The organism is Borreliella bissettiae DN127, assembly GCF_000222305.1.
Taxonomy (GTDB): Bacteria; Spirochaetota; Spirochaetia; order Borreliales; family Borreliaceae; genus Borreliella; species Borreliella carolinensis.
On record NC_015921.1, the window covers coordinates 46,654 to 72,613 of the forward strand.

Sequence of the window (25,960 nt, forward strand, 5' to 3'; positions counted from 1 at the left end):
TTTTCACATTTCCTAAATTTAGTAATGCTTTTAAAGCTTAAGAATTATATTCAAAGGATAATCAAAGAAATAAAATAAATGGAGATGGCGGGAATTGAACCCGCGTCCTAAAAACAATACGATAAGCTTCTACAAGCTTATCTAGTATTTTATTAAGCAATATGGTTTGGAAATACTAGCAAACCACCAAATTGCTCTCAAGTATAAAAGTCCCTAAAAATCAACTTGAAAACATTTTTAAGCAAGCTTCGATGTCAAAAAGGGTATAAGTGAACCTCAAAGCCAAATTCAACAAAACCCTCTGCTAACTTAAGCAGCCATTACAAGATTTGAGCTTGTAAAGTTATTATTTTTTGCATTTATTTTAGAAGTTTTAAGAGATTCCCTCTGCCTGCAACTTACAATATTAGCATTTTTAGTCAAATCCAAAACATCCCCTCATATAGGGCCACTATAGCATAATTTTAAGAAAACAACAATACTACCTTATTTGAAAAAAGTAAGCTAAAATTTTATAATATTAGCAAATCCGATATTAGTAAAAGGTGATTTTATGTTTAATGAAATTTTATGGTTTTTTATGCTACTTACTACTTATTCATTTTTAATTATTGTATCCCTTTTTTTTAAAAAAAACGGATTATTTGCGTGGGTTGCAGTAGCAATTATTATAGCAAACATTCAAGTTTTAAAACAAATTACAATATTTGGAATTAATGCTACATTGGGCAACATTATTTATGCATCATCATACATTGCAACAGACATTCTCTCAGAATTTTATGGAGAAAAAACTTCAAAAAAAGCCGTTTATATTGGATTTATTAGCTTTATTGTCTTTGCAGTATTAACAAATGCACAAATTCACTTTATATCAAATAGAACTCAAGAAAATTTTAAAAGTTTAGAAAACATTTTCTCTTCAATACCAGCTTTGCTATTAGCCTCTCTTGTTGCATACCTAGTATCCCAATTAAACGACGTATATCTATATCAGTTTATTAAAAAAAAATTCCCTAAGTTTTTATTTGTCAGAACCAATGGATCAACATTAATAAGTGGCTTAATAGATACAACAATTTTTGTAGGCATAGCAACATATTTTAAAGTATTTCCAAAGCAAGCTTTCTTAGACATAGTAATTTCCACATATCTAATTAAAGGTTTAGCAGGAATTTTGGGAACGCCTTTTATATATTTTGCAAAATATAAAAACTTTATCTAGGACAATTAATTTGATACAATTAAATGTCATGAATAAAGATATGTTTGATTTAAGCTTGTGGATAGGGATATTTCTATTTACATATATAACATTGGGAATTCTTTACCGATTTTTCGGAAAATCCGGACTTTTTTGTTTCAATGCAATTATTTCAACAATGTCAAATATTATAATATTAAGAAATTTAAAAACATTTGGAATGTCCTTAAATTTATCAGGCATTACTTTTTTATCGGCATCATTCTCTTTAAACTTAATGGTAGAAAAATACAGCAAAAAAGAAGCAACAAATTCTGTGATATTAAGCCTTTTGTTAAATATAACTTTTACAATTATGATTAATTTTATGATATTATTCAATCATAATAAATTAGATACCTCAGATATTCATTTTAAAATACTGTTTAATAACCTTACATACATTTTAACAATATTAATTGGAACGTATGTGTTTTTTCTTTCCCAATATATAAACATCTTGCTATATAATTATTTTAAGCAAATAAAAATAAAATCCTTATGGATAATTCATCCTTTATCAAGACTAATTTCTGGATATCTGGCTAATTTGCTAGTTTCAATATCTATAAATACAATACTCAAATTCTACCCTGAAACAAAAAATATCGAACTTACAAAAGGCTCTCTAATTATTACATTAATAATAATTGCTATCGATACCATTTTCTACCTATTTCTAAATTCTTGGAAAAAAATAAAAGAGGTTTAAGAATTAATAAGATTTTCAATAAATTGATAATTTTTAACAACTTGTCTATAATATTTTAATCTCAAATTTGATTTTTCAGCTTCGCTTAACAAGTAATTAATGTTACTTTTTCTTAAACAAGTCAATAAAGAATACATAACTATAGCAACAGCTACAGAAATATTATAACTTTGAGTAAATCCATACATAGGTATTTTTACATATAAATCAGCAGCACGCAATACTTCTGCACTAAGCCCTGTTAATTCTGTTCCAAAAAACACCGCCATTTTATTGTTAATTGTAAAATTTTCAAGATTTATTGATTGTTCATTCAAAGATGTGGCCACTATGCTATATCCATCAGACCTCAACTTATCAATTGTAAACTTAGAATTTTTATACTTATTTAAATTTATCCATTGTGAAGATCCTAAAGTAACATCTGGATTTAAAGTATGTTTATTATTCTTATCAATAACATGAACACCACTGAGTCCTAAAATTTCGCCCGTTCTAATAGTAGCACTTGCATTTTGAGATTGACAAATGTCTTCTAGCACAAATGTTAAATAATTAGTGCGAATACTTAATACTTTCTCAATCTTAGCTTTTTTTTCATCTGTAATAAATCTAGACAAAACATCTATTCTTTTTAATACATCATCATCCATAATAAAAATTAAATTTTAAAAATAATAAATATGTTCTTTAATATATTTCAAATTACAAACTATTTCTTATATAATACAAAAATGAAAGTAAAAATTGAAGAATCTTGGAAAGAAGTTTTAAATAATGAATTTAACAAAGAATACTTTAAAAAACTTGTAAGATTTATAAAACATGAATATAAAACAAAAAATGGAAAAATATTTCCTCCCCCAAAACTTATATTCAATGCTTTTGATTCTTTACCATTTAAAGACATAAAAGTGGTAATAATTGGACAAGATCCATATCATGGGAAAAACCAGGCAAATGGACTTGCTTTTTCTGTAGATTCAAAAATCAAAATTCCACCGTCTTTGCAAAACATATTTAAAGAAATAGAAAAAAGTTTAAAAATAAAAACCATCCCAAACGGAGATTTAAAAAGATGGGCAATTCAGGGAGTATTTCTATTAAATACAATCTTAACGGTCGAAGAAAGCAAACCCTCTTCTCACAAAGCCATTGGGTGGGAAATTTTTACAGATGAAGTAATAAAAATAATTTCTAAAAATTTGGAAAACATTGTGTTTATGCTTTGGGGCAATTTAGCAAGAAGTAAAAAAGGACTAATTGACCCAACAAAGCATCTAATTCTTGAAACAAGTCATCCATCTCCATATTCAGCAAATAATGGATTTTTAGGATCAAATCATTTTAGCAGCGCTTTAAATTATTTAAAAAAACACAATAAAAATATAATAAACTTTCAATAAAATTAATAATGGTTATTTAAAAATCTCTTTACAAAACTATGCGTAAACATACTCACAGCAAGCGTAACAGTAACCAATTTAAATTATTTTTCTTTCAAATTGTTTTCTTTAATTTCATTATTAGTATCTGATTCATTATTCTCATCATCCCAGAAAGTTGAACTGTTCTTGTTTTCAGTCTTTATATCATTTAAAAAGCTATTATCTGCTCTTCTGGTATTTAGGAAAGATAACAAAACCACAAAGATAAAAAAGAGTGCTATAAAAAATCCAGTAATTTTTACAGCAACACTTGAAGACTTTGCCCCAAAAATAGAAGAACTACCGCCCCCAAAAACACCGCCTATTCCATCACCCTGCTCATCTTGAATCAAAACTAAAAGGATAATAAAAATTGAAACAATAACAAAAATTATAAAAATAAAAAATCTAACTAAATCCAAAACAAACCTCTTTAACTAAAGAACATTATTAATTATAGATAAAAAAGATTCCGCCTTTAAAGATGCTCCACCTATTAACGCACCATCAATATTAGGCTCATTCATAAGCTCTTTTACATTGCTTGAATTAACAGAACCTCCATACTGAATTATAATATCGTCTGAAGCTGACTTTGAATAAAGTCTCATAATCTCAAGCCTAATTGCCTTATGAACCTCTTCTGCTTCCTCTTTAGTTGCGGTTTTACCCGTTCCAATTGCCCAAACAGGTTCATAAGCTAAAATTATCCTTTTAATATCTGATTCAGAAACACAATTTAACCCTTTTTTAACCTGATTTAAAACAACCTCTAAAGTTTTTCCAGAGTCTCTTTCATCAAGAGTTTCCCCAACACAAAGAATTAAGTATTTAAAAGGATGCTTAAGTCCCGCAAGAATCTTTTTATTTATTATTTCATCTGTTTCTGCTAAATACAACCTACATTCAGAATGACCAAGTATAACATATTCTACTCCAAATTCCAAAAGCATTGAAGGAGAAATTTCGCTTGTCCTTGCTCCGCTTTCCATATAAGACATATTCTGAGCGCCAAGAAGAATATTGCTACCCTTAATACATTCTGAAACCTTAGATAAAGCCGTAAATGGAGGAGTTATCATTATTACAACATCATCTTTTAAGGTCTTAACCTCAGCTGCAATTTTTTTTGCAACAACAGAAGCTTCTGAACTTGTATAATGCATTTTCCAATTTCCCGCTAAAAATGTTTTTCTCATTTTAATTCTCCAAAACCTTAATACCCGGTAAAATTCTTCCTTCAAGATATTCAAGCGATGCACCACCACCTGTTGAAACATGAGTAATCTTATCAGATAAATTAAATTTATTAACAGCCGCAACAGAATCTCCACCACCAACAACAGTTAAACCTGAGCAAGATGCTACCATTTCGGCAACCTTGGCAGTTCCTCTTGAAAATAAATCAAATTCAAATACACCAAGAGGGCCATTCCAAATTATGGTTTTGGCAGTTTTTATAACCTTTTCAATTTCTTTTAAAGTATTGGCTCCAATATCCATGCCAATCTTGTTTTCAGGAATATTAAATGAATCAATGTACTCAGGGGTTGAATTTTTATCAAAATCACTAGCTACAATATGATCAAGCGGTAAAATTACTTTAACACCCAACTCTTTTGCTTTCTTTAAAAAAGAAGAAGCTATATCAATATATTCATTCTCTAAAAGAGATTTGCCTATAGAATATCCTTCGGAATGTAAAAAAGTATACGCCATTCCGCCACCAATCACAACTACATTTGACTTTGACAAAAGCGATTCCAGTACCGCAATCTTTGAAGAAACCTTAGAACCGCCAATAATTGAAACAAATGGCCTTTCAGGATTCTTCAATACTCCGCCAAGAAATTTATCTTCTTTTTCCATTAAAAATCCACCAACAGATGGCAAATAATCAGAAACTCCTACAGTTGAAGCATGGGCTCTATGAGCTGCACCAAAGGCATCATTTACAAAAACATCTCCATTTTCAGAAAGTTTTTTTGCAAAATTTTTATCGTTTTTCTCTTCTTCTGCATAAAACCTTACATTTTCAAGCAATACAACATCCCCATCCTTCATTTGCAAAGTACTATTTACAATTTCACTTCCAATACAATCAGAAAACATTTTGACATCTTGGCCTAAAAGCTCTGATAATCTATTAGCAACGGGTTTAAGAGAATATTTAGGATTTTTCTTTCCCTCTGGTCTGCCCAAATGACTTACAAGTACAATCCTAGCTCCTCTTTCTTTTAGATACTCTATTGTGGATAATGCAGCCTTAATTCTAGTATCATCGCTAATGCTCCCCTCTTTTAGGGGAACATTAAAATCACATCTTACTAAAGCTCGCTTGCCAGCAAAGCTACTAAAGTCTTTTACTGTTTTTATTGACATTTTATTACCTTAAGCCTACTTATTTTAAAAGTTTTTGAGCAAGATCAACCACTCTTGTAGAATATCCAAACTCATTGTCATACCATGACAACACCTTTGCAAATCCATTTTCAAGAACCATTGTCTCAAGACCATCAACAATAGAAGAATGAGAATTCCCCTTTATATCTGAAGATACAATTGGATCTTCCGTATACCCCAAAATACCTTTAAGCTCAGGAGTTTCTGATGCCTTCTTGAGGGCAGAATTAATCTCTTCTTTTGTAACATCTTTTTTCTTGAGTTGAACTGTAAGATCAACAATTGAACCTGTTGGCACAGGCACTCTCATTGAAGTCCCATTCAACTTACCCTTAAGTTCAGGCAAAACAAGTCCAACTGCTTTTGCAGCACCAGTTGAAGTTGGAATAATAGAAAGTGCAGCAGCTCTTGCTCGTCTAAGATCAGAATGAGGAAGATCCAAAATTCTTTGATCATTAGTATAAGCATGAACAGTTGTCATAAGTCCTTGTTCAATTCCAAATGATTCATGAAGTACTTTTGCAAGAGGAGCCAAGCAATTGGTTGTACATGAAGCATTTGATACAGCCTTTAAATCAGAATTAATATCGTGATCATTTACACCAAGAACTATTGTTTTAATCTCGTCTTTAGCAGGAACCGTTAAAATAACTTTCTTAGCCCCAGCATGATTTACATGGTCAAGATATCCCCCTTTATCGCTAGTTGCTGATGAAAAAACACCTGTTGCCTCAATTACAACATCAATTCCAAGCTTTGCCCAAGGAAGATTTTTTGGATCTCTCTCAGCAATAATTTTTATTTCTCTTCCATCTACAACAATAGCACCATCTCTTGCCTCAACTTTTTTATTATATACTCCAAAAGTCGAATCATACTTTAAAAGATGTGCAAGAGTTTTAGGATCTGTTAAATCATTTATTGCCACAATATCAATGCCTCTTTCAAAAGCAATCTTAAAAACGTTTCTACCAATACGCCCAAAGCCATTAATAGCCAATTTCATACAAAATCCTCCAATTTTTTGATTTTATTCTTACTAGAATTATTAAATCACAAATTAATAACAAGTGTCAAACTATCTTTTTATAAGCACAGTGGCTCCTTCTTGAATATAATCCTTTAAAAAGGTAGAAGATTTTATAGCGCCTTTAGAAATATAATCACTTATATCCTCAATTAAAATCTCTCCTAAAATATCTGATTTTTTGTAAACAATAAAACCAGAATCTCTAGTATCGCTGTTTAAAGCACCCTCTTTAAGAATCAAAAAAACATCGCCCTTTACAACCCCGTTTACTTGACCAAGATCAATAAGAGCATCATCATTTTTAATTTGAAGAATCTTTCCTTTCTTGGGCAAATAATCATGAAAATCTTTTGAAAAAGAATTTAAAGCATTGCTTAAATAATTAATACCCCCCACATCATAAGAGAAAGAAACAACCTTAATCCCTGTTTTGCCTGAAAAAACATTCACTAGCAAAGTAGCTGTATTTTTCAAAATATCTGCCTTAAAATCAAAAATTAAAAATAAATCCAAATTATTATTTCTTGAATAAGAAAATCCTTCGGAAAAATTATTAATCAAATAGTCTCTATTTTTATTGTAATCAAAATTATAGTTAACTATTTCCATATTTAAATTACGTTCAAGCACCCTTTCAGCGTATCTTAATATCAAATCATTTGCCCCAAAAAACTTATTTTCACTTTGAGTAAAAATAGCCATTTTATAAACCACTCTGTCATCGTAAAGCTTATTAAAATCAGCAATGCTTTTATATCCATATTTATAAAATAAAGACTTTCTAACATCAAAAGACACAACGTCATAAAAATCTAAAATTCTAGAATCAGTAGAATTTCTCTGTTTTGCCAAATAAAAAAGCTGCTCATAAGCCATGATATCTAAATTCATAAGCTTGTATATTTTTGAAAGCAAAAACCTAGCACTATCATTATCAGGCCAAATATCAACAGCACTCTTTGCATTAAACAATGCTTTGTTTAAATTTAAAGACTTAAAAGCTTTAAGCCCCTCATTTTCATAATGCTTAGAAATTTTAGCATTGGAATTATTTTTCAAAAAATTTCTAAAATTAGATGCAAAAAAACTTTCCTCAAGAGCAATATTATAAAATTCTAAATCTTTTTTAAGATTTTTAGCTCGCTCCAAATTTAAAATGGCCTTTTCAATATCTCCAAATTTTAAATAAGAATATCCCAATAAATAATAAAGCTCATCAGAATCTTTATTAACCAAAATAGCTTTCTTCAATGCCTCTATTGCATCCTCATATTTAAATTCATGCAAATAAACAAGCGCAAGCAATCGATATGCATCAACAACTCCGAAATCTTTGTAAGAGCTTTCAATTAAAGCTAAATAATTTAAAGCATACTTTTCAGCAAGCCCCAAATTATTAATGCCAATGTAAAATTCAGCTACTCTTTTATGAAAATCTGGAAAAGATAAAAAATTTACCCTGACTTTATTTATCAAATGCCTAATCTTGTCATGCATTCCCAGCCTTTGATAAATATCAATAAGATGCTCAAAAGCACTATAATTATTTTGACTATAATCAAGAATAGATAAATAATAATTAGCAGCGGCTATAAATAATCCATTTTTTTCAAAAATTGAAGCAAGTCCAACCAAAGCATCAATATTATTCCTCTGTTTAACTAAAACCTCAGAATAGATTTTTTTTGCTTGATCAATTTTATTGTTTTTTAATAATATATTTGCATAAAGAATTTTATACTCAGTGTCCTCGTTAGACATTTTAGAGGCTTTCTCTATAAAAAATTGTGCTTGAGTATATATCTTAAGAGAATAGTAAATTGATGCAATAAATTTATAAGCTTCATAATAATTGGGATTAATTTTTATAGCCTCAACAAGTTCATCAATAGCATCATAATACCTTTTAGATAAATAATACTCATGGGCCTTTTGATAATGTCCTAATGCTGTAGTGTCACTTCCTAATAGGATACTAAAATTAAAAAGGAATAACATTAAAAACCGATTAAAATTCATAAACCTTCCTTTTCGGAAATCTTTATAACCTTAATATTTCTTTGATGCATATTTTTAATCGAAAAAACCAAATTGTTATATTCCACCTTTTCATTTTTCAAAGGAATCCTCCCAAAAAGATCATAAACAAAACCTCCAAGAGTATCAAAGTCTCCATTTGGCAAATTTAAATTAAGTTTCTCATTTAAATCCTCTATTAAAATTCTTGCATCACAAAGATAAGACCCATCATCAAGGCGAACTATCTCATCAAGTTCATTGTCAAATTCATCTTGAATGTCTCCTACTATCTCTTCAAGAATATCCTCAAGAGTTACAAGCCCGGAAACTCCACCATACTCATCAACTACAATTGCAATGTGAACATGATTTTCTTGAAATTCTTTTAAAAGAGAGTCTGTTTTTTTGCTTTCGGGGACAAACATAACCTTTCGCATAATATCTTTTAAATCTATTTCGTAGAAATCTTTCTTACACATATGCAATAGTATGTCTCTTGTATGAATTATCCCAACAATATTGTCAATGGTGCCATGATACACAGGAAATCTTGAATGACTACTAGATGTTACAACCTTTAAAAGCTCATCCTTGCTCTTAGCATAATCAACAAATATAACTCCTATCCTAGGAACCATAATCTCTTTTACAATAGTCTCTTTAAGAGCATTGAAATTTTTTATCAAAGAAGTTCCAATATTCGACTTATCTTCAAGATCATTTTCTGGGCTTCCTTTTTTCTTCTTTTTGTTTTTAAAATTAAAAAATCCCAACATCTAAAATACCCTTTTATTTTCTCTTAAGATATTTTCTTGAAGAATCAACATACCTTCCTTTTGAAAATCATTGGTTTCATGTTTATATCCCATTAAATGCAAAATCCCATGAATAGTGACACGTTGAAGTTCTTCATAAATTTCAACATTAAACTCTTGCGCGCTAAATTTTAAATATTCAAAAGATATGACAAGATCTCCTTGTATTTTATAATTTATACCATCAACCAAATCTTCGTTAAGTTCATTATGTTCATTATAATTAAAAGAGAGAACATCGGTTGGCTCGTTCTTGTTTCTAAATTTCTTGTTCAATTCTTGTATATAAACATTATCACAAAGAATCACTGAAAGTTCAAAATCGACAATAGAAAGAGCATTCAAAACAGATACAATAAAATCATAAAAAACACTAAGATGTTCAAATTTAATATTTTTTACCAATAAATTCAAATCAGATTTGGACAAATTAAATATACCTTAGAATAATCCATATATAACTTATAAATATGATTAATTGCTATAGCAATTAAATTATTTTATTTTATTTTGCAAACTAAAAACCAAAAAAATCCTTAATTATGTTTTCAAAAGCATCTTCTTGCAAAAAGCCAACAGAAACCTTTGGCTTACCATCAAGAGGAATAAAAAGAATAGTTGGAAGACTTTGTACTCCAAGCGCAAAAGAAATATCTTGCTCTTTGTCTGTATCTACTTTGTAAAAATCAATACTATTCTCATACTTTTTAGAAAGTTTTTCAAAAATCGGAGAAAGCATTTTACATGGACCACACCAATTAGCATAAAAATCAATTATTGCAGGCCTATCGCCTCTAAAATTCCACTCTTTATTGTTTTTATAATCAAAAACTTTAACAACAAAATCTTCTTTGGTTAAAGAAATAGCCATATATTTTACATGCCCCCCTATCGACTTAAAATTATATCACAAATACAATATTAATAATAAGGAATTATAAGAAATGAATCTAATGTTAATAACTTTTAGTGAATTTAAAACAGGAATTCCACTAAATGATACTAGGGCAGAACATCTTGTTAAAATCTTAAAATTAAAAGATAACGACAAATTTAAATTTGGTATTCTTGGAGAGAAAAACATTTACCATTGCATTTACAAAAAAGATAAAAAACTATTTTTCAAGAAAATCTTTAAAATAGATGAGTCTAATAAACTTAAAAAATTAAATGTACTAATTGGAATGATAAGACCAATCGTTGCCAAAAGAATCATAAAAGAACTTGCTAGCATTGGAATATGCGAAATAATTTTTTTTAACACTGAGCTTACCGAAAAATCATACTTAAATTCTAAAATCTTTAAAAACAATGACTGCGAAAAACATTTAATAGCCGGAGCAATGCAAGGGGGAGTAACGTACTTACCAAAAATAAAAATTATGAAAAATTTGAAAGATAGCCTTAAATATATTAAACAAGAAAATTTTGAAATAAAAATATTGCTTGAAAAAAATAGTGAAAAAAATTTAATTGATATAGAACAAATAAACAATGCGGCCATCATTGTGGGACCTGAAAGAGGATTTACGGAAAAAGAAAAACAATTAATAGCGCAAAATAATTTTTCCTCTCACAGCATATCTTCAAATATCCTAAGAACAGAAACAGTCACAATTGCTGCATCTATTATTGCAGCATCAAAACTAATTAATATGTGATTTTCTGTTGGATTTTTTTATCGTTTTAAGTCAATCCATTTAAGCAAAATTAATTAACAACTGTTTGATTGATCAGCTTATCATAAATATAAAGCTCAATTGTAGAACCTTTTTGAACCTCATAGGGCAACTTAATCAATCCTCCTTTTGACTTAAAAGAATACATTAAAGAATTTTTACCATCCAAGCCTTTTAACCTAACAGATATATCAACATAAGATGGATGATGCCTTAATTTATAAGTCAAAATTCCAAAAACAATTTTATTGTCAACCTTGGGCTTTGCAATAGTAATTAAAATTTTATCTGGCTCATTTATTTTAGTTCCGGGTGGAATAGACTGAAAAATAATATTTCCAAAATCGTTGGTATTTGCCAAATCAATGTCAAAGCTAATGCTATCATTTAAAAGAGAAGCAATCGCATCTTTATAATAAATTCCAATATAATTTTTAACATGTTTTTCCAAACGATCTTTACCCTTACTAATTAAAAATTGAAGATCCGTTAAACTTGATATTTGACTGCCCGGTGATGGATTTTGGCTAATTATTATGCCTTTTGGCAATTCGCTCTCAACCTCAAGGGGATTTCCAATATGGTAAAGTAATTTAGAATTATCAAAAGAATTAGCATTTAAATTGATAATAACATCATCAATGTTTTTACCAATAAAATTATCAACTCTATTTATTATAGCCCCTTTGCTAATGAAAATTATAACCTTATTGCTATGTCTTAAAACAGTTCCTGGTTTTGGACCCTGATCTATTACTTTCCCCTTATCAAGAGCGCTTGAAGAAAATTTAAATTCAATGTACGGAATCAACTCTTTTCTCTGCAATTCAACAACAGCATCCTCAATAGTAAGAGAATAAAGATTTGGAACGACTGTAATCTCGTTATTTTCTAAAACCATAAAGAAAATTGCAAAAGAAACAATTAAAGATCCAAAAATAACTAAAAGCAATGCCTTAATTGTGGTTTTGGGCAAAATCAACATTTCATTATTGCAATTTTTATCACTCTGAGTCAGATCTAATTTATTTTTAAACAATTCCTCTTCATTAAAAAATTTATTTTCTAGATTGTCATTATTATTAAAACTAATATATCCCCCCTATTCTATTAAAGAAAACACTTGTCCTATTAGCTGCCTACTTCCATTATAAAAAGACTTAAAATCCAAAACCTTTCTTCCAGGTTTTTGAACTTCTAAAAGCAAAAGAATCCCTTTCCCGGTATTAACAAATAATCCTTTTTCGGGATTAAAATCAACAATTTCTCCTACTTTTCTCTCCTTATATAAATCTACCTCCAAAAAATCAGCGCGATGAAAAATAATGTCGCTATCATTAAGCCTAGCTCTTACAAGTGGCCAAGGATTACACGCATTAATTTTGTTTTTAATCTCAAATGCACTTAAATTAAAATTTATAAATCCAGATTCTTTTTTAAAAAAAGAACAAAAAGTAGCTTCGTTTGATTTTTGAGGAATTCCCAAAAACCCCTTACTAATTTTTTCCAAAGCTTCTAGTACAAGACTTGGACTGAGACTTGATACAAGTTTTGAAATATCACAACTTGTATCATAAGATCTTATTTTAAAATTTTTTTGCACTAAAATATTGCCACTATCCATTTCTAAAGCCATACGCTGAATAGTAATGCCGCTAACACAATCACCATTTAAAATTGCAGATTGTATCGGAGAAACACCTCTATATTTGGGCAAAAGAGAAGGATGAACATTAATGCACCCCTTTGGAAAAAGATCTAAAAATTCTTTTTTAAAGATTTTACCATAAGAAAAAACTAACATTAAATCTGGATTTAAATCTTTAACTAAATTTAATACATTATCATCAAGAATTAAGGGATCAAGAACTTTAATATTCCTAGCAATAGCCTCTGCCTTTATTACACTTTGGCTTAACTTTTGCCCTCTACCCTTAGGTTTATCAGGCAAAGTCAAAACCCCCACCACTTCATAATGCTTTACAATCTCTTTGAAAACTTCTAAAGCAATAGAAGAAGAGCTTACAAAAAATATTTTCATTTTGCCTTAAGCCCTCTTTCTCTCATATAAGGCTTTAACAATTTATTTTTTAACTTTTCTTCGTAATAATCAATAAAAAGAACTCCATTTAAATGATCCATTTCGTGCTGAATAATTCTTGCCAAAAAATTAGAATTTTCTATAGTAAAAGATTTTCCATTCTCGTCATGAAAATTTACCACAACAGCCTTAGGTCTCATTACATCATAATAAACCCCTGGTATGCTTAAACACCCTTCTTTGTAAGAGCTAAGCTCATAAGAAGTTTCTATGATTGAAGGATTAATAAAAATCAAAGGCTTTGCCATTTTATTCTCTCTAACTACAAAAAGCGACAAATCAAGGCCTACCTGAGGAGCAGCAAGTCCAACTCCACCGCTAATATCCATCAATTCTATCATCTTTTTAGCATAATCTCTAATCTTATCGTCAATATTATTGATTTGTTTTGTCTTAACACGAAGCAAATCATTAGGATAAAATACCATTTTCATAAAAACTCATCCCCCTTCAAACAAAAAAGACATTTATTTTATTTTTCCAAAAAACTTCCACTCCTCATTTCCCAATAATGAAAAATAAATATTGCCAATCCTGGACTTGGGAATAGCATAAAGCTTGTTTTCATTAATATCTTTAAAAACTAAAAATTCTTTAAGATCTGTATCAAAAAGAACAAGCTTTCTGTCTTTGCCATTAAACTTTAATCGCCAATCACCTTTTAATGTTTTATAAAAAAAGGTTCTCTCATCAGCAGTATTAATTTCATAATCTTTTTGCTTTTTTAAAACACTTGTTGATTTTATAGCTCCCATAACATAGCTTAAAAAATCCTTATCAAATTGAACACTGCTTAAAACAGCACCCACATAAGCTGCCTTTATTTGCTCATTCTCAGAGTCAACAAAAAAAATAGTTGGACTTTTTTGTAAATTGATTTTATTAAAAATTTCATTATCTTTATCAATAACTAAAAAAACACTTTTTCTATACACCCTGTGAATAATTTCATCATTTGCAAAAGAATTTAAAAAATCTTTTATTAAATTTTCTTTAATATCTATGCCAACCAAAATTAAAACATTTTTACCTAATTTTTGAGCTTTTTTAATTGCAATCTCATAAGAACTTTCAAAAACAATATCTTCAGGGGGCAAAGAAAACAAATTTGAAAATCCTTGATTTAAAATTATTAAAAATACAATTATAAATCTCATATTTTACTTGTTAGCTTTGCTAAAAATTCCAACTCTCTTTCATCATCAAAGTGCTCTTTTAAGGTTGAAAACACACATTCATGATAATCATTAATGTAATTTAACTCATCTTCTGAGAGCATTTCTTTTACTATCAATTCTTTTTCAAAAGGAACAAGAGTTAAATTCTCAAACTCTAGGAAAGATCCAAAGTCATTTGTAAAAGCTTGCTTTACAAAAACTAAATTCTCAATTCTTATTCCGTGACTAAATGTTCGATAAAGACCAGGCTCAATTGAAACCACCTCAGATCCTTTAAAATGATAACTGGAACTAGGACTAATTGAAACTGGAAGTTCATGAACATTGAGGAAAAACCCAACACCATGCCCAGTGCCATGAATAAAATTCAATTCATTTTTTAAAAGCGGCAATCTACAAATTCCATCAAGAAAAGCTCCGGAAGATCCATATGGGAACTTTAAAGAAGAAAGGTTAATGAAAGCCTTAAGAACCAAAGTATAATCGCGCTTTTCTTCATCATAAGCATCACCTATTAAAAAAACTCTTGTAACGTCTGTTGTACCAAGTCCAAAATATGAACCCCCAGAATCAATCAAAAGAAGGCCGTTGGTATTTATTTTTTTACCTCTTTTGGGCTTATAATGCGGAAGAGCTCCATTTTCTCTAAAACCAACTATTGAATCAAAGCTAGAACTAAAAAAATCTTTATTCAATTTCCTAAAATGCAAAAGCATATCGGCAATATCTATTTCATCTAATTCGGCCAATTCAACCTTGCTAAGACTTTTAAATTTACGCAAAAATTTAATCAATGCAATAGCATCAATAATATGCGCCTCTTTCATCTTAAGAAGTTCATAATCGGTTTTTAATGCCTTAAGACTGCTTACAATACTCTCTGCTAAAATGATATTAGCCTCACCAAGAACTTTTAAAACCCTAACATTAGCATAAAATGAAACAAAAAATTTACCTTCATGCTTTATTTTATCCAAAAAACAGTAAAAATTACTGTAAGGCTCTATTTCAAAATTTTCCATTTCAAGTGCTTCTTTAACGCTTGAATCAAGTTTTTTTATATCAACAAAAAGAACATTCTTTCGATCTTTATTTCTAGATATTAAAAGAAACGAATAAAACAACGCCGATTCTTCAACATCTGCTCCTCTTAAATTCAATATCCAAGCAATCTCATCAAGAGCAGTAATAACATAAAAATCTGATAAATTCTTTTTTAAGATCAAATAAATAGATTTGATTTTTTCAACTCTTTTATTATTCTTCTGAGCATCAGCCAATTCAAATACACGGCTAAACTCAAGCTGGGGCCTAGATTTCCAAATTAAATCAATTAGATCTTGATTTAAAGCCCTGATATGTGTATTTTTACATTTTTCAGACAACTCTTTATAAAACTTTATACTAATCTCATCTGAATAAATGCCAAGTTTTGATCCTTGAAGATTTAAATTTATATACGTAAAAATATCAGGAGATCCTTTTACTCCAAGCTTTATTAATACAACCTCAGTTCCCTTAAGTTCTTGCTCGGCCTGTAAAAAATATCTACCATCCGTAAAAAGAACAGCTTTGGATAATGTTACGATTACCATACCAAAGCTACCGGAAAAACCTGTAATAAACTTACGAGTGCTATACCTTTCATGAGAATATTCACTAAAATGAGGATCATAGCCTGCTACCAAATAAGCATCAACTCCATTATCCCTCATATGATCTCTAAGCAAAGCTATTCTTTTATTAATATCCAAAAAAATCCCCTTTATACAACCTACTAATACTAGTATACCAAATAATTATCAATTTAAAAAAAATTTTTTATTTGATATAATTTAGCTTGAAATTAACTCCTAGAGGATAAAACATGAAAAATATTAAAGCGGTTGCTTCTGATCTTGATGGCACTCTTTTACTGTCAAAAAGCTATATTGGAGCCTTTACAGAACTTGTAATTAAAAAATTAACAAAAGAAAAAAAGAAATTCATAATTGCAACAGGAAGGAGTAAAAATGAAATCATTCAAATTACAAAAAAAATAAATCAACTGCAAGTTTCATTTTTCATCACATTAAACGGAGCAAAAGTTTACAATCAAGACTGGAAATTAATAAAAAGTCATAATTTATCTGCTGAGGTGGTAAAGAAAATTTTAAATTTAAGAGACGAGAAATTTAGTCATATACCTCATTTTTTACATAAAGCAGATCAAAACGACGACCAATTAAATATTGACATAAAAACTAAAATTGCAATTGATCAATGCAAAAAATTGCAAAAAAAATCCAATATCTTCAAACATGAAATAGTAAGTTCACTCAATAAAATTCAAGAAATTAAAGACTTTAGCAAGCTTGAAAATTTTGAAAATGTTGCAAAAATAATATTGGCTGGCGGAGAAGAAAGCCTAATAGAATATGAAGCAATGATTTTAGAGAAATATAAAGGAGAAATAAATGCATACCTTTCTACTCCAAATTCACTAGAAATTGTAGATCACAAAGTCTCTAAAGGAAATGCATTAAAAGAAGTTCTTAAAACTATAAATATTGATTTAAGCGAAACCATAGCTTTTGGAGATGGATTTAATGATACTGATATGCTAGAAAATGTAAAAAAGGGATTAATAATGGGAAATGCAAATTATAGATTAAAAGCAATGCTTTCTTACTTAGAAGTAATAGGAACAAATGATGAAGAAGCCGTTGCAAACTACATCAATGAGAATGTCTTAGAAGAACCTATTTAGGAGGAATAAATGGAGAAAGATTTAATAAAATACGCAGAGCTTATAATTTTAAAGGGAATTAATTTACAAAAAAATCAATGTGTTTTAATTCAAGGTTCAATCGACAATTATAATTTTTTGAAAATATTAGCAAAAAAAGCTTATGAACATGGGGCTAAGTATGTCAAGCTAAATATTAAAGACATTGATATTTTAAAATCAAGATTAAAATTCTCACAAGAAGAAAACTTAGAATTTATTCCAAATGCCGAAAAGAGCTTTTTAGAAGAAATGGTTCAAGATAAATGGGCAAGAATAAACGTCGATGATACAGAAAATTTTGAAGACTTGAGAGAAAACATTGGTCAAAAAATGTCAATTTATCAAAAAGCCTTAAATCTGGCAAGCAAAACTTTATCGCAAGCAATAATGAGTAACGAAATAGCTTGGTGCGTTGTTTGTGCGCCAGGCCCAAAATGGGCTTCCAAAGTTTTAAATAAAAAAGAAGGAGGTCAAACTTTAGAAGAATTTTTCAAAATACAAAAGAAAATATTACTACTTGATAGAGAAGATCCAATAAAAAATTGGGAATCCCATGGGGAAAAGCTTCACAAAAGATGCAAAACATTAAATGAACTTAATCTAGAAAAGGTAATTTTTAAAAATGAAAAAACAAACTTGGAAGTATATCTGCTTGAAACTTCCCTATGGACAGGCGGAAGCGAAAAGGTCAAAGGAACAGAAATAGAATTCAATGCCAATATGCCAACAGAAGAGGTTTTTACAACTCCAAATTATAAAAAAACAAAAGGCATTGTGTACGCCACCCGCCCTGTTATGGTTCTTGAAACGCTAATATCTGGAATATGGCTAAAATTCGAAAATGGAAAAGTCGTTGACTTTGGATGTAATAGCGAGAAAGAAAAAGAAATACTAAAATCCCACATTGAAAGCGACATTCAAGCAAAATATATAGGAGAAGTAGCATTAGTTGATAGCAGCTCCCCTATATATCAAAGCAATCTTATTTTTTACAGCACATTATATGATGAGAATGCAAGTTGCCACATAGCACTAGGAGCTGCATATCCGTCTTGTTTAAGCAATGAAGAAGATTTAAAGACTGATACCGATAAACTAAATTATGGATGCAATGTTTCATTAATACACACAGATTTAATGATTGGAAGCGATGACCTGAATGTCATTGGCGTGGACAAAAATGGAAAAGAGTACACAATCATAAAAGCTGGCAAATTCGCAATATAAAAGGAGGCTTAATAATGATAAGGGCATTACTTACCAATGATCTTTTTTTATCTTGTCTTGTATCAGGAATTTCTGCTCAAGTGATTAAATACGGCATTCAAACCGCAAAAACAAGAAAGTTAAAACTAACTCCCGCACATCTTTTAAAAAAAATTTTTCTAGAAACGGGGGGCATGCCAAGCAGTCATTCATCAACAGTTACCGCTCTTTCAACCTCAATTGCACTAACTGAAGGAATAAATACAAATTTTATAATAGCTCTTGCATTTGCCCTCATTACAATAAGAGATTCTTTCGGCGTAAGATACATGTCTGGAGTTCAAGCAGAATATTTGAATGCATTATCAGAAAAATTAAAAAAAGAAATAAAAATTGACACAACAAAAATAAAAGTGGTCAAGGGGCATAAAAAGAAAGAAGTTCTAACGGGCATAATAATAGGAATAGCCTCTGCATATATTGTGTGCTATTTTTAGCATAGGAAAAAATAAATGGTGCTTTTTTTAGGTTTTTTATATTTAATTACAACAATACCACTTATCACTTCCTGCAATGTAGCTCAATTTGGAGACTACAAACCTTTATACTTCGAAAATGAAAATGATCTAAAAACTGCCAATGAATATATAAATTCACTAGGATACAAAACAATCTCAGAATACACAACAAAAATTGACATTTTAGACTTCCCCGAAAATAAAAAAATCACAATAAATGAGATAAACAAACTTAACAATCTTGACCTGAGAAAAAGTATATTTTTAAAAAAACTCCCCAATCTTTTCAATATAGAACATAAAAAACTTCTTTATGTTGAAAACAGGTTCAAAACCATAAATTTTAAAAACCTAAAAAAAGAACTCAACATTAATGCCGAAATGCATTCTCTTGACCACAAAACAAAAATTAATTTTCTTTCAGGCATAATATTTCTAATCATAATAATTTTATTAATTTTTTTAGACCCAACAAACTCTATATTTACTTTAATTTTTCTATTAATTTCATCTCTTATTTTTATAATAAGTAAAGAAATAATGTACTTTTATCCATTTACAGTTCTCTCTTATTTGCTATTTTCAATAATCAGCAATTTTAACAAAAATTATAATAAAATATATTTAAAAGAAATAAATTTTTTAACACTAATGACAAAAATAAAACACTTATTATTTTTATTTATATTCACAACCCTATATTTCATTACAATCACAACCTTTTTTGCTATAAATATTGACCCCACTTTTATTGCATTTGTTGCAATACCAACTCTTTGCATTTTTTTAATTTTCAGCTGGGTCAAAACAGAAAGCAATTTTAAAGATGCATTTTTATTTCCAATCGAAATTAAAGAGAGAAAAATAGAAAGGAAAAAAACTTTAAAGTCAAAAATAGCAATACATCTACTGCTATTTACACTCTCATTAATTCCTTTTGCTTATTCAAGCTATATGCTAAATTCTTATAAAAACATTAATTACCTTTACAGTAAAAAATTAAATTACTTTGATTATTTAAATCCTAACAATATTTATATAATGCTAGGATACAACAAAGACATACCCAATATTATAGGATACCTGTCCCACATTCTCTATCAAAATGAACTAAGATACAATCTTACTGCTAAATATGGAAAAATTCCTAAAGATATAAAAGAAAATTACTTTGAAATCAAAAACGGCAAGATAGAAATTAATCCTAAAACTGTTTACGAAGTAGACAAATCATTTATTGATGAAATTCTTAAAAAAGATCTTGCAAGTCTGTTTTTAAAAAATAAAAATCCAATCCTAATATATAAAGAAAACAAGAATAATATAAACACAGATAAAAAAAATTACAAAATACTTTTCTTCTCCTCTTTACCCTTCTTTGTATTACTATTCCTATTTAAAGCAATAAGATTTACAATTCTTTTAAACATAAATGAAAAAACCTATAAAAAATATATTCAAGGATAAATAGCTAATGCTAGACTTAGAAAAAGTAAAAGCAATTTTTAAAAAATACAATAAATACGAGATAAACATTAATGAAATTCAAATACCTGAATATGCCCTAATACCCCTTGAAACAGAAAATTCAAAATCCATAATATACATAATTGAAAAACAAAAAATAGAAGAAAATCAAATTTTATCTAAAAACTCAAACATAGAGCTATACACATACTCTCCAATATCTGGAATAGTAGAGAAAATATACACAGCCAACTTTCCAGATGGAAAAAAATTAAAATCAGCATTAATCAAATTTCAAGGAAAAATAAAAACCGAAAAAAAACCAATTGAAGAGGGGACCTCAAGAGAAAAGATCCTGGAAAAATTAATTCAACTGGGAATTCCTTGGTTTAACGAAAATTCTTTATTTCAATTCATAAACAAATGCAAAAAAATAGACAAAATGATTTTATTAACCAATGGGAAAGATATACTTACAAACATTTCAGAAGCACTGATGGCAGAAAAATTAGAAGAAATTTTTTCAGGATTCCAAATAATCGACAAAATATTTAAATTCAAAGAAATAATAATAATATCAAATAAAGAAAAACTTAAAAAAGAATTCGAAAAATTGAGTATTTTTAAAAACAGAAAAATAAAAATTAAATCTTTAGAAAATGCATATCCTTATACAAATCACGAAATGATAATGCACTTTTTATACAACAATAAAAATACAAAAGACGATATAAACCCCCACAATAATATTTTATTAGCAAATATTGAAGATCTATACAATGCAAACCTTGTCATAAAAAATAACAATCCTTATAAAGAAAAATTTGTAGCTATAAATGGAAATAAAAAAATAAAAAGCAGAATACTGAAAGTAAAAATTGGAACTTCTTTCAGTCAGCTAATAAATGAAAAAATTGATACAAAAAAATATGAAATTTTTTTAAACAACCCAGCAAATAAAATAAGAATCAATACATTAAACATACCAATAACAAGAGATATTTATAGCCTCACCATATTAAAGAAAAAGTCAATATATGACAAAATTAAAGCATTTTTTATGTCCAGTTTTTCGCCATTGCAAATGGAAAATATTATTTTTTCATTCTTAAAGAATGAAAAAATTAATAATAACAGCAAATTAAAAATATTTAATTATACAGAAAAAGAAGTTGAAGAAGAAATACATAAGGTTCAAAAAGAAATTAAAGGCAAAATTCTAAATGAAAGTCTAATAAATGAGGTAGTATACACCGAAAACAATTTAAAAGACATATACTTTGCTATTATACTATCACTATCACCTAGCCTGATATTTTCTTTCTTAAATAACACAAAATTCATGACAGACACTTTACTGTTAATATTTATTAGTGTAGTAGTCTATATACCAATAATGCTAAAAATTAATTACAAATGCTTGTCTTTTTTTGTTTACGCCGCCTTAATGATGAGCATTATATTGCCTTTGGATTTAGAAATTACACTAAAAATAACCTCCTTATTATTTACTTTTTTAGTATTCTTTTACTTTTTCAGACTATCAGCATTTTTAGCAAACCCCATATTAATTTCTTTTATGTTTTTTGTATTAAATTTCCCAGTAAGTTTTAAGCAAACCTATCAAGAGGAAATTAAAAATTCAAATTCAATAATTCCAACCTGGAATGAAATAATTGAAAAACATCCAAACACAAAAAATTTAAAAAGTTTAAATACCTTAACAAGATATGAAAACAAAAAAATAGATGCAATTGAAAACTTTGTAAATCAAAACATTTTTTCTGTTTTTAATATAATTGTAACAAGATTTCATATTGAAAGTTTTTTGGGAGTTAACAACGAAAAAAAAATATCTCCTCTTTTGCTTTATTTTGGACTCTTGTTAATAGTTGGCAAATATATAATAAACAAATTAATACCATTATCATTTTATATAAGCCTGATGGTAATCTCATATACAGCACATAATATAGGAATGCTAAGCCACATCAGCTCCGATATGCTAACACTGCTTATTTCTCCAATCCCAATGCTGTTAATATTTACAATGGCAACAGAATTGCAAATAACGCCACACTTTAAATTTGAGCAAATACTCTATGGATCAATATTGGCATTTATATATTTCTTTACATTAAGTCATATTCCTTTTGAAACTTTGTCGATCATAATATCTATTTTTATCTTACAAATAAGCTCAAACTTAACAAAAAAGTATAGCTTAACCTTAAAAATTAAAAAAATAATGCATATTTTAAAAACAAATAAAGAAAAAGCACTCAAAAATCCTCTTGAAAATGAAAAGGATATAATAAAATTATGACCAGTAATTTAATTACATACTTGATTATTAACAATTTAACTTTAATACACTTTGTTGGACTTGAGGACATAAAAATAAAAAACAATGTAGCCTTAATAAAAAGATACGTCATAATAACAATTACTTCTTTATTAATATATTCAATATCGTTTTATCTTTACAAACTGTTTACAAAGAATAATTTACTGTTCTTAATGCCAATTTTTTATGTAATTTTAATTTACGTGTTGATATTATCATTTAAAGCATTAAATGATATATTTATTGTTTATAACAAAAAATCAAATTATTCAAACGATTTCATGCTTTCAAATAGCAGCTTAATTGCAATAACATTCTTTGCGCTTGATAAGAACAACGGATTTTTTGAAGGATTAGAAATACTTATTCTATCTGCACTTGGAATACTAATCGCTTTAATCTCAATAACATCGGTAAAAAAAAACTTTGACAAAAACCCTAAAATCAATATATTGGAAAACGAACCAATATATTTTTTTATAATGTTTATTATATCTTTAATTCCAAATATAATTATATTAATATACAATCAATAATAGCGAGAAATAAAAATGAAAGAAAAAATAAATACATTGTTTAAACAGGCCGAAGACATTTGGGGGAAGCTTTGACAAAAATGAAATTCAATCTAAAATCGAAAAATATGAAAAAGAAATAAACCAAAAAAATTTTTGGAATGATCCTAAAAGAGCTCAAGAAGTAATTAAGGCTCAAAGTATTTTGAAAAACAAAATTGTTCCGTGGGAAGAGCTAATAAATAAAATAAAAGACTTAAGCGATTTGTGTGAAATTGTTGAAAATGAAAAAGACACTAACAGCTTGGAAATCGAATTTAATGCACTTGAAAAACAATACAAAGATTTACTCACAATTTCTTACTTCAAAGAAGAGCTTGACGCAAACAATGCTTTTTTAACTATTCATTCTGGAGCTGGAGGCACTGAAGCATGTGACTGGGTTGCAATGCTTTACAGAATGTATTCAAGATACGCCGAGAGGAAAAAATACAAAACAGAACTTATTGATTTACTTGAAGCAGAAGGTGGAATTAAATCTGTTACAATAGAAATCAAAGGGGAATATGCTTATGGGCTATTAAAAAGTGAAGTCGGAATACATCGTCTTATAAGAATTTCTCCTTTTGATGCTGCTAAAAAAAGACACACCTCTTTTGCATCCGTATTTGTTGACCCTGTTATTGATGACAAAATAGAAATAATAATCAAACCAGAAGACATAAGAATTGATACATACAGAGCCTCGGGAGCTGGAGGACAACACGTCAACAAAACATCCTCTGCTGTAAGAATAACTCACATTGAAACAGGAATAGTAACTCAATCTCAAAGCGATAGGAGCCAACACAAAAACAAAGACTTGGCAATGAAAGTTTTAAAATCAAAACTTTACGAATACTATAAGAGAAAAGAAGAAGAAAAAAATAAATCCAAGCAAGACACAAAAAAAGAAATTTCTTGGGGCAACCAAATAAGATCTTACGTATTCCAACCTTACAATTTGGTAAAAGATCACAGAACAAAATTTGAAAATTCAAACACCACTTCAGTTATGGACGGCAATATAGACAATTTCATAGAAGAGTATCTAAAATGGAAAAACTTAAACTAAAGCTAGTAATACCATTGCTAGTCTTTGCAATATGCAAAATACATTCTCAAAGTAATATTGAGTACAACTTTTCCTATATCGTTAATACAAAAAAAGAAAATATTGATCTTAAAAAAGGAATTGAAAAACAATTGGACAAAATCTATGATAAAATAACAGAACATATAGTAAACAATGATGACAAGAACATAATTAAAGACATTTATATAAACCAAGATATAATAAAAACAGAGCTTGAAATTAGCAAATTAAAAAAAGAAATGGACAAAAAAAAACTTCAAAACATAATAACCGCAAAAGAAAAGCATAGCACCAAAACCAAAATTGATGATCTTAAAAAAGATATTCAAAATATTAATAGTAAACAAAAAAAATTTGAAGAATATTTTAACAATTTAAACAAACTAAAAGTAAAACATAAAAAAATCGAAGAACAAACAAATATATCAAATTTAAATAAAGAATTTTTTATAAGAGAAAAATTATTTTTTATTAACTATATTGACCTGAAAAAAATAGAAAATTATTATTTACTAGAAATTAGCAACATCACTCCTGAGAAAATTGATACTAAAAAAGCAGTATTTAAAACATCATCTTCCGTTAATGATATTGCAGATCAAATAACAAAACACAGCTTTAAAGAAATATTGGGTAGAGAATTTTTAAAAATCAACATTAACGTAAAAAATAACCCAGATGCAAAAATCTATATAAATGAAAAATTTGTTTCAAAAGGAATCTATTACGATAATATTTTTGACATTTCTAAACTCCCAAACAAAGAAATTGAAATACAAATCACAAGTACAAATTTTGAAAACTACTCTATTAAAAGAATGGTAAAAAATGCAGATTCAATAATATTAAATATTGATTTAAAAAGAACAACCTCTAAAAAAGTATCAATTACGAGCAATATACAATCTAAAGTTTTTAAAAAAGGCATATTTATGGGTGAAACCCCAATTGAAATTGAAAAACCCGAAAATCAAGATATCATTTTGCTTAAATCTAAAGGGTATAAAGATAAATTCAAGTTAATAAATAAAGAAGAAGATCAAGTAGAAATAGAAATGATAAAAACTAACAAAAATAGACTTATCGACACAAGAGATAAATTTTATGTTAATTTGGCTGTTTTTACATTAAGCACAATAGGAACCATTTTCGCAGGAACATTACTTAACAATTCAGAGAAACTTTACACGATAACAGGCAATCACTTTATTAACAAAAGATTAACAGCAGGGGATGTTTATATGGCAAAAGCAGAACAAATGACTGCAACATTTTTATTTGGAGCGGGCATCACTTTAACTATTGGCAGCTTTATCTCATTAATAACTCATTTAGTAGAATATATTAAAGAAGCAAATATGGGAGAATAGCCTTAATAATCTGAAATAAAATAGG

Annotated in this window: 26 protein-coding genes and 1 other RNA gene; 12 read left to right on the forward strand and 15 right to left on the reverse strand. The window is 28.4% G+C overall.

What is annotated here, in order from left to right:
• Positions 1 to 76: 76 nt before the first annotated feature.
• Positions 77 to 438: a transfer-messenger RNA gene (gene ssrA, locus BBIDN127_RS07195) on the reverse strand.
• 115 nt (positions 439 to 553) lie between these two features.
• On the opposite strand from ssrA, the gene BBIDN127_RS00240 reads away from it, so the two are divergent.
• Positions 554 to 1,225 carry a queuosine precursor transporter gene (locus BBIDN127_RS00240; RefSeq protein ID WP_014023308.1) on the forward strand — a complete coding sequence of 224 codons (672 nt, stop codon included), beginning with the start codon at positions 554 to 556 and terminating at the stop codon, positions 1,223 to 1,225.
• 40 nt (positions 1,226 to 1,265) lie between these two features.
• On the forward strand, positions 1,266 to 1,955 hold the full coding sequence (locus BBIDN127_RS00245; RefSeq protein WP_044054991.1) for a queuosine precursor transporter: 690 nt from the start codon (positions 1,266 to 1,268) through the stop codon (positions 1,953 to 1,955).
• Here BBIDN127_RS00245 and BBIDN127_RS00250 read toward each other — a convergent pair.
• Positions 1,952 to 2,608, reverse strand: coding sequence for a TrmH family RNA methyltransferase (locus BBIDN127_RS00250; protein WP_014023310.1), 657 nt, complete (start codon positions 2,606 to 2,608; stop codon positions 1,952 to 1,954). The two genes, BBIDN127_RS00245 and BBIDN127_RS00250, sit on opposite strands and share 4 nt — an antisense overlap.
• Before the next feature lie 81 nt (positions 2,609 to 2,689).
• Here BBIDN127_RS00250 and ung point away from each other — a divergent pair, with 81 nt between their 5' ends.
• Positions 2,690 to 3,361: a uracil-DNA glycosylase gene (gene ung / locus BBIDN127_RS00255; RefSeq protein WP_014023311.1), complete on the forward strand. Its 672-nt coding sequence runs from the start codon at positions 2,690 to 2,692 to the stop codon at positions 3,359 to 3,361.
• A gap of 83 nt (positions 3,362 to 3,444) precedes the next feature.
• Here ung and secG read toward each other — a convergent pair whose 3' ends face one another.
• The 8 genes from secG to trxA form a co-directional block, all read right to left on the reverse strand.
• Complete coding sequence (gene secG, locus BBIDN127_RS00260) at positions 3,445 to 3,804, reverse strand: preprotein translocase subunit SecG (protein ID WP_014023312.1); 360 nt, start codon at positions 3,802 to 3,804, stop codon at positions 3,445 to 3,447.
• Between the two features lie 15 nt (positions 3,805 to 3,819).
• The gene (gene tpiA, locus BBIDN127_RS00265; RefSeq protein ID WP_014023313.1) at positions 3,820 to 4,581 is read right to left on the reverse strand and encodes a triose-phosphate isomerase; all 762 of its coding nucleotides are present in this window, start codon (positions 4,579 to 4,581) and stop codon (positions 3,820 to 3,822) included.
• 1 nt (position 4,582) lies between these two features.
• Positions 4,583 to 5,764: a phosphoglycerate kinase gene (locus BBIDN127_RS00270; RefSeq protein ID WP_014023314.1), complete on the reverse strand. Its 1,182-nt coding sequence runs from the start codon at positions 5,762 to 5,764 to the stop codon at positions 4,583 to 4,585.
• Between the two features lie 19 nt (positions 5,765 to 5,783).
• Entirely contained in the window at positions 5,784 to 6,791 is a 1,008-nt protein-coding gene (gene gap, locus BBIDN127_RS00275; RefSeq protein ID WP_014023315.1) for a type I glyceraldehyde-3-phosphate dehydrogenase, read from the reverse strand.
• Between the two features lie 72 nt (positions 6,792 to 6,863).
• Positions 6,864 to 8,834, reverse strand: a complete 1,971-nt coding sequence (locus tag BBIDN127_RS00280) for a tetratricopeptide repeat protein (protein ID WP_014023316.1) — start codon at positions 8,832 to 8,834, stop codon at positions 6,864 to 6,866.
• The gene (locus BBIDN127_RS00285) at positions 8,831 to 9,610 is read right to left on the reverse strand and encodes a hemolysin family protein (protein ID WP_014023317.1); all 780 of its coding nucleotides are present in this window, start codon (positions 9,608 to 9,610) and stop codon (positions 8,831 to 8,833) included. The genes BBIDN127_RS00280 and BBIDN127_RS00285 overlap by 4 nt, the downstream gene beginning before the upstream one ends.
• On the reverse strand, positions 9,611 to 10,078 hold the full coding sequence (gene ybeY / locus BBIDN127_RS00290; protein WP_014023318.1) for an rRNA maturation RNase YbeY: 468 nt from the start codon (positions 10,076 to 10,078) through the stop codon (positions 9,611 to 9,613).
• A gap of 88 nt (positions 10,079 to 10,166) precedes the next feature.
• The gene (gene trxA, locus BBIDN127_RS00295; protein ID WP_014023319.1) at positions 10,167 to 10,520 is read right to left on the reverse strand and encodes a thioredoxin; all 354 of its coding nucleotides are present in this window, start codon (positions 10,518 to 10,520) and stop codon (positions 10,167 to 10,169) included.
• Positions 10,521 to 10,593: 73 nt separating this feature from the next.
• Here trxA and BBIDN127_RS00300 point away from each other — a divergent pair, with 73 nt between their 5' ends.
• On the forward strand, positions 10,594 to 11,310 hold the full coding sequence (locus BBIDN127_RS00300; RefSeq protein WP_014023320.1) for a 16S rRNA (uracil(1498)-N(3))-methyltransferase: 717 nt from the start codon (positions 10,594 to 10,596) through the stop codon (positions 11,308 to 11,310).
• A gap of 49 nt (positions 11,311 to 11,359) precedes the next feature.
• Here the strand turns inward: BBIDN127_RS00300 and BBIDN127_RS00305 are convergent, their stop codons facing one another.
• From BBIDN127_RS00305 to BBIDN127_RS00325, 5 genes are all read right to left on the reverse strand, one after another.
• The gene (locus tag BBIDN127_RS00305) at positions 11,360 to 12,367 is read right to left on the reverse strand and encodes a PASTA domain-containing protein (RefSeq protein ID WP_044054917.1); all 1,008 of its coding nucleotides are present in this window, start codon (positions 12,365 to 12,367) and stop codon (positions 11,360 to 11,362) included.
• A 63-nt stretch (positions 12,368 to 12,430) separates the two neighbouring features.
• Complete coding sequence (gene fmt / locus BBIDN127_RS00310) at positions 12,431 to 13,369, reverse strand: methionyl-tRNA formyltransferase (protein ID WP_014023322.1); 939 nt, start codon at positions 13,367 to 13,369, stop codon at positions 12,431 to 12,433.
• A complete protein-coding gene (gene def, locus BBIDN127_RS00315; RefSeq protein WP_014023323.1) occupies positions 13,366 to 13,863 on the reverse strand; it encodes a peptide deformylase in 498 nt (165 codons plus the stop codon). The genes fmt and def overlap by 4 nt, the downstream gene beginning before the upstream one ends.
• 33 nt (positions 13,864 to 13,896) lie before the next feature.
• Positions 13,897 to 14,586, reverse strand: coding sequence for a hypothetical protein (locus BBIDN127_RS00320; protein WP_044054918.1), 690 nt, complete (start codon positions 14,584 to 14,586; stop codon positions 13,897 to 13,899).
• On the reverse strand, positions 14,583 to 16,361 hold the full coding sequence (locus BBIDN127_RS00325; RefSeq protein WP_014023325.1) for an aminopeptidase P family protein: 1,779 nt from the start codon (positions 16,359 to 16,361) through the stop codon (positions 14,583 to 14,585). The genes BBIDN127_RS00320 and BBIDN127_RS00325 overlap by 4 nt, the downstream gene beginning before the upstream one ends.
• A gap of 113 nt (positions 16,362 to 16,474) precedes the next feature.
• Between BBIDN127_RS00325 and BBIDN127_RS00330 the strand changes: the two genes are divergently transcribed.
• The 8 genes from BBIDN127_RS00330 to BBIDN127_RS00365 all read left to right on the forward strand — a co-directional run bounded on the left by BBIDN127_RS00330 (position 16,475) and on the right by BBIDN127_RS00365 (position 25,935).
• Positions 16,475 to 17,356, forward strand: coding sequence for a Cof-type HAD-IIB family hydrolase (locus tag BBIDN127_RS00330; protein ID WP_014023326.1), 882 nt, complete (start codon positions 16,475 to 16,477; stop codon positions 17,354 to 17,356).
• Positions 17,357 to 17,365: 9 nt separating this feature from the next.
• The gene (locus BBIDN127_RS00335) at positions 17,366 to 18,604 is read left to right on the forward strand and encodes an aminopeptidase (RefSeq protein WP_014023327.1); all 1,239 of its coding nucleotides are present in this window, start codon (positions 17,366 to 17,368) and stop codon (positions 18,602 to 18,604) included.
• Positions 18,605 to 18,618: 14 nt separating this feature from the next.
• Entirely contained in the window at positions 18,619 to 19,080 is a 462-nt protein-coding gene (locus tag BBIDN127_RS00340) for a divergent PAP2 family protein (protein ID WP_014023328.1), read from the forward strand.
• 15 nt (positions 19,081 to 19,095) lie between these two features.
• Positions 19,096 to 20,568, forward strand: a complete 1,473-nt coding sequence (locus BBIDN127_RS00345; RefSeq protein WP_014023329.1) for a hypothetical protein — start codon at positions 19,096 to 19,098, stop codon at positions 20,566 to 20,568.
• A 7-nt stretch (positions 20,569 to 20,575) separates the two neighbouring features.
• Entirely contained in the window at positions 20,576 to 22,894 is a 2,319-nt protein-coding gene (locus BBIDN127_RS00350; RefSeq protein ID WP_014023330.1) for an RnfABCDGE type electron transport complex subunit D, read from the forward strand.
• Positions 22,891 to 23,451: a hypothetical protein gene (locus BBIDN127_RS00355; protein ID WP_014023331.1), complete on the forward strand. Its 561-nt coding sequence runs from the start codon at positions 22,891 to 22,893 to the stop codon at positions 23,449 to 23,451. Before BBIDN127_RS00350 ends, BBIDN127_RS00355 begins: the two co-directional genes overlap by 4 nt.
• Before the next feature lie 15 nt (positions 23,452 to 23,466).
• Positions 23,467 to 24,544, forward strand: a protein-coding gene (gene prfB / locus BBIDN127_RS00360; protein WP_144031424.1) for a peptide chain release factor 2 whose coding sequence is annotated in 2 segments (ribosomal slippage) — positions 23,467 to 23,523 and positions 23,525 to 24,544 — 1,077 coding nt in all. Because the reading frame shifts where the segments join, the coding sequence is not laid out codon by codon here.
• On the forward strand, positions 24,526 to 25,935 hold the full coding sequence (locus tag BBIDN127_RS00365; protein WP_014023333.1) for a hypothetical protein: 1,410 nt from the start codon (positions 24,526 to 24,528) through the stop codon (positions 25,933 to 25,935). The genes prfB and BBIDN127_RS00365 overlap by 19 nt, the downstream gene beginning before the upstream one ends.
• Positions 25,936 to 25,960: the final 25 nt, after the last annotated feature.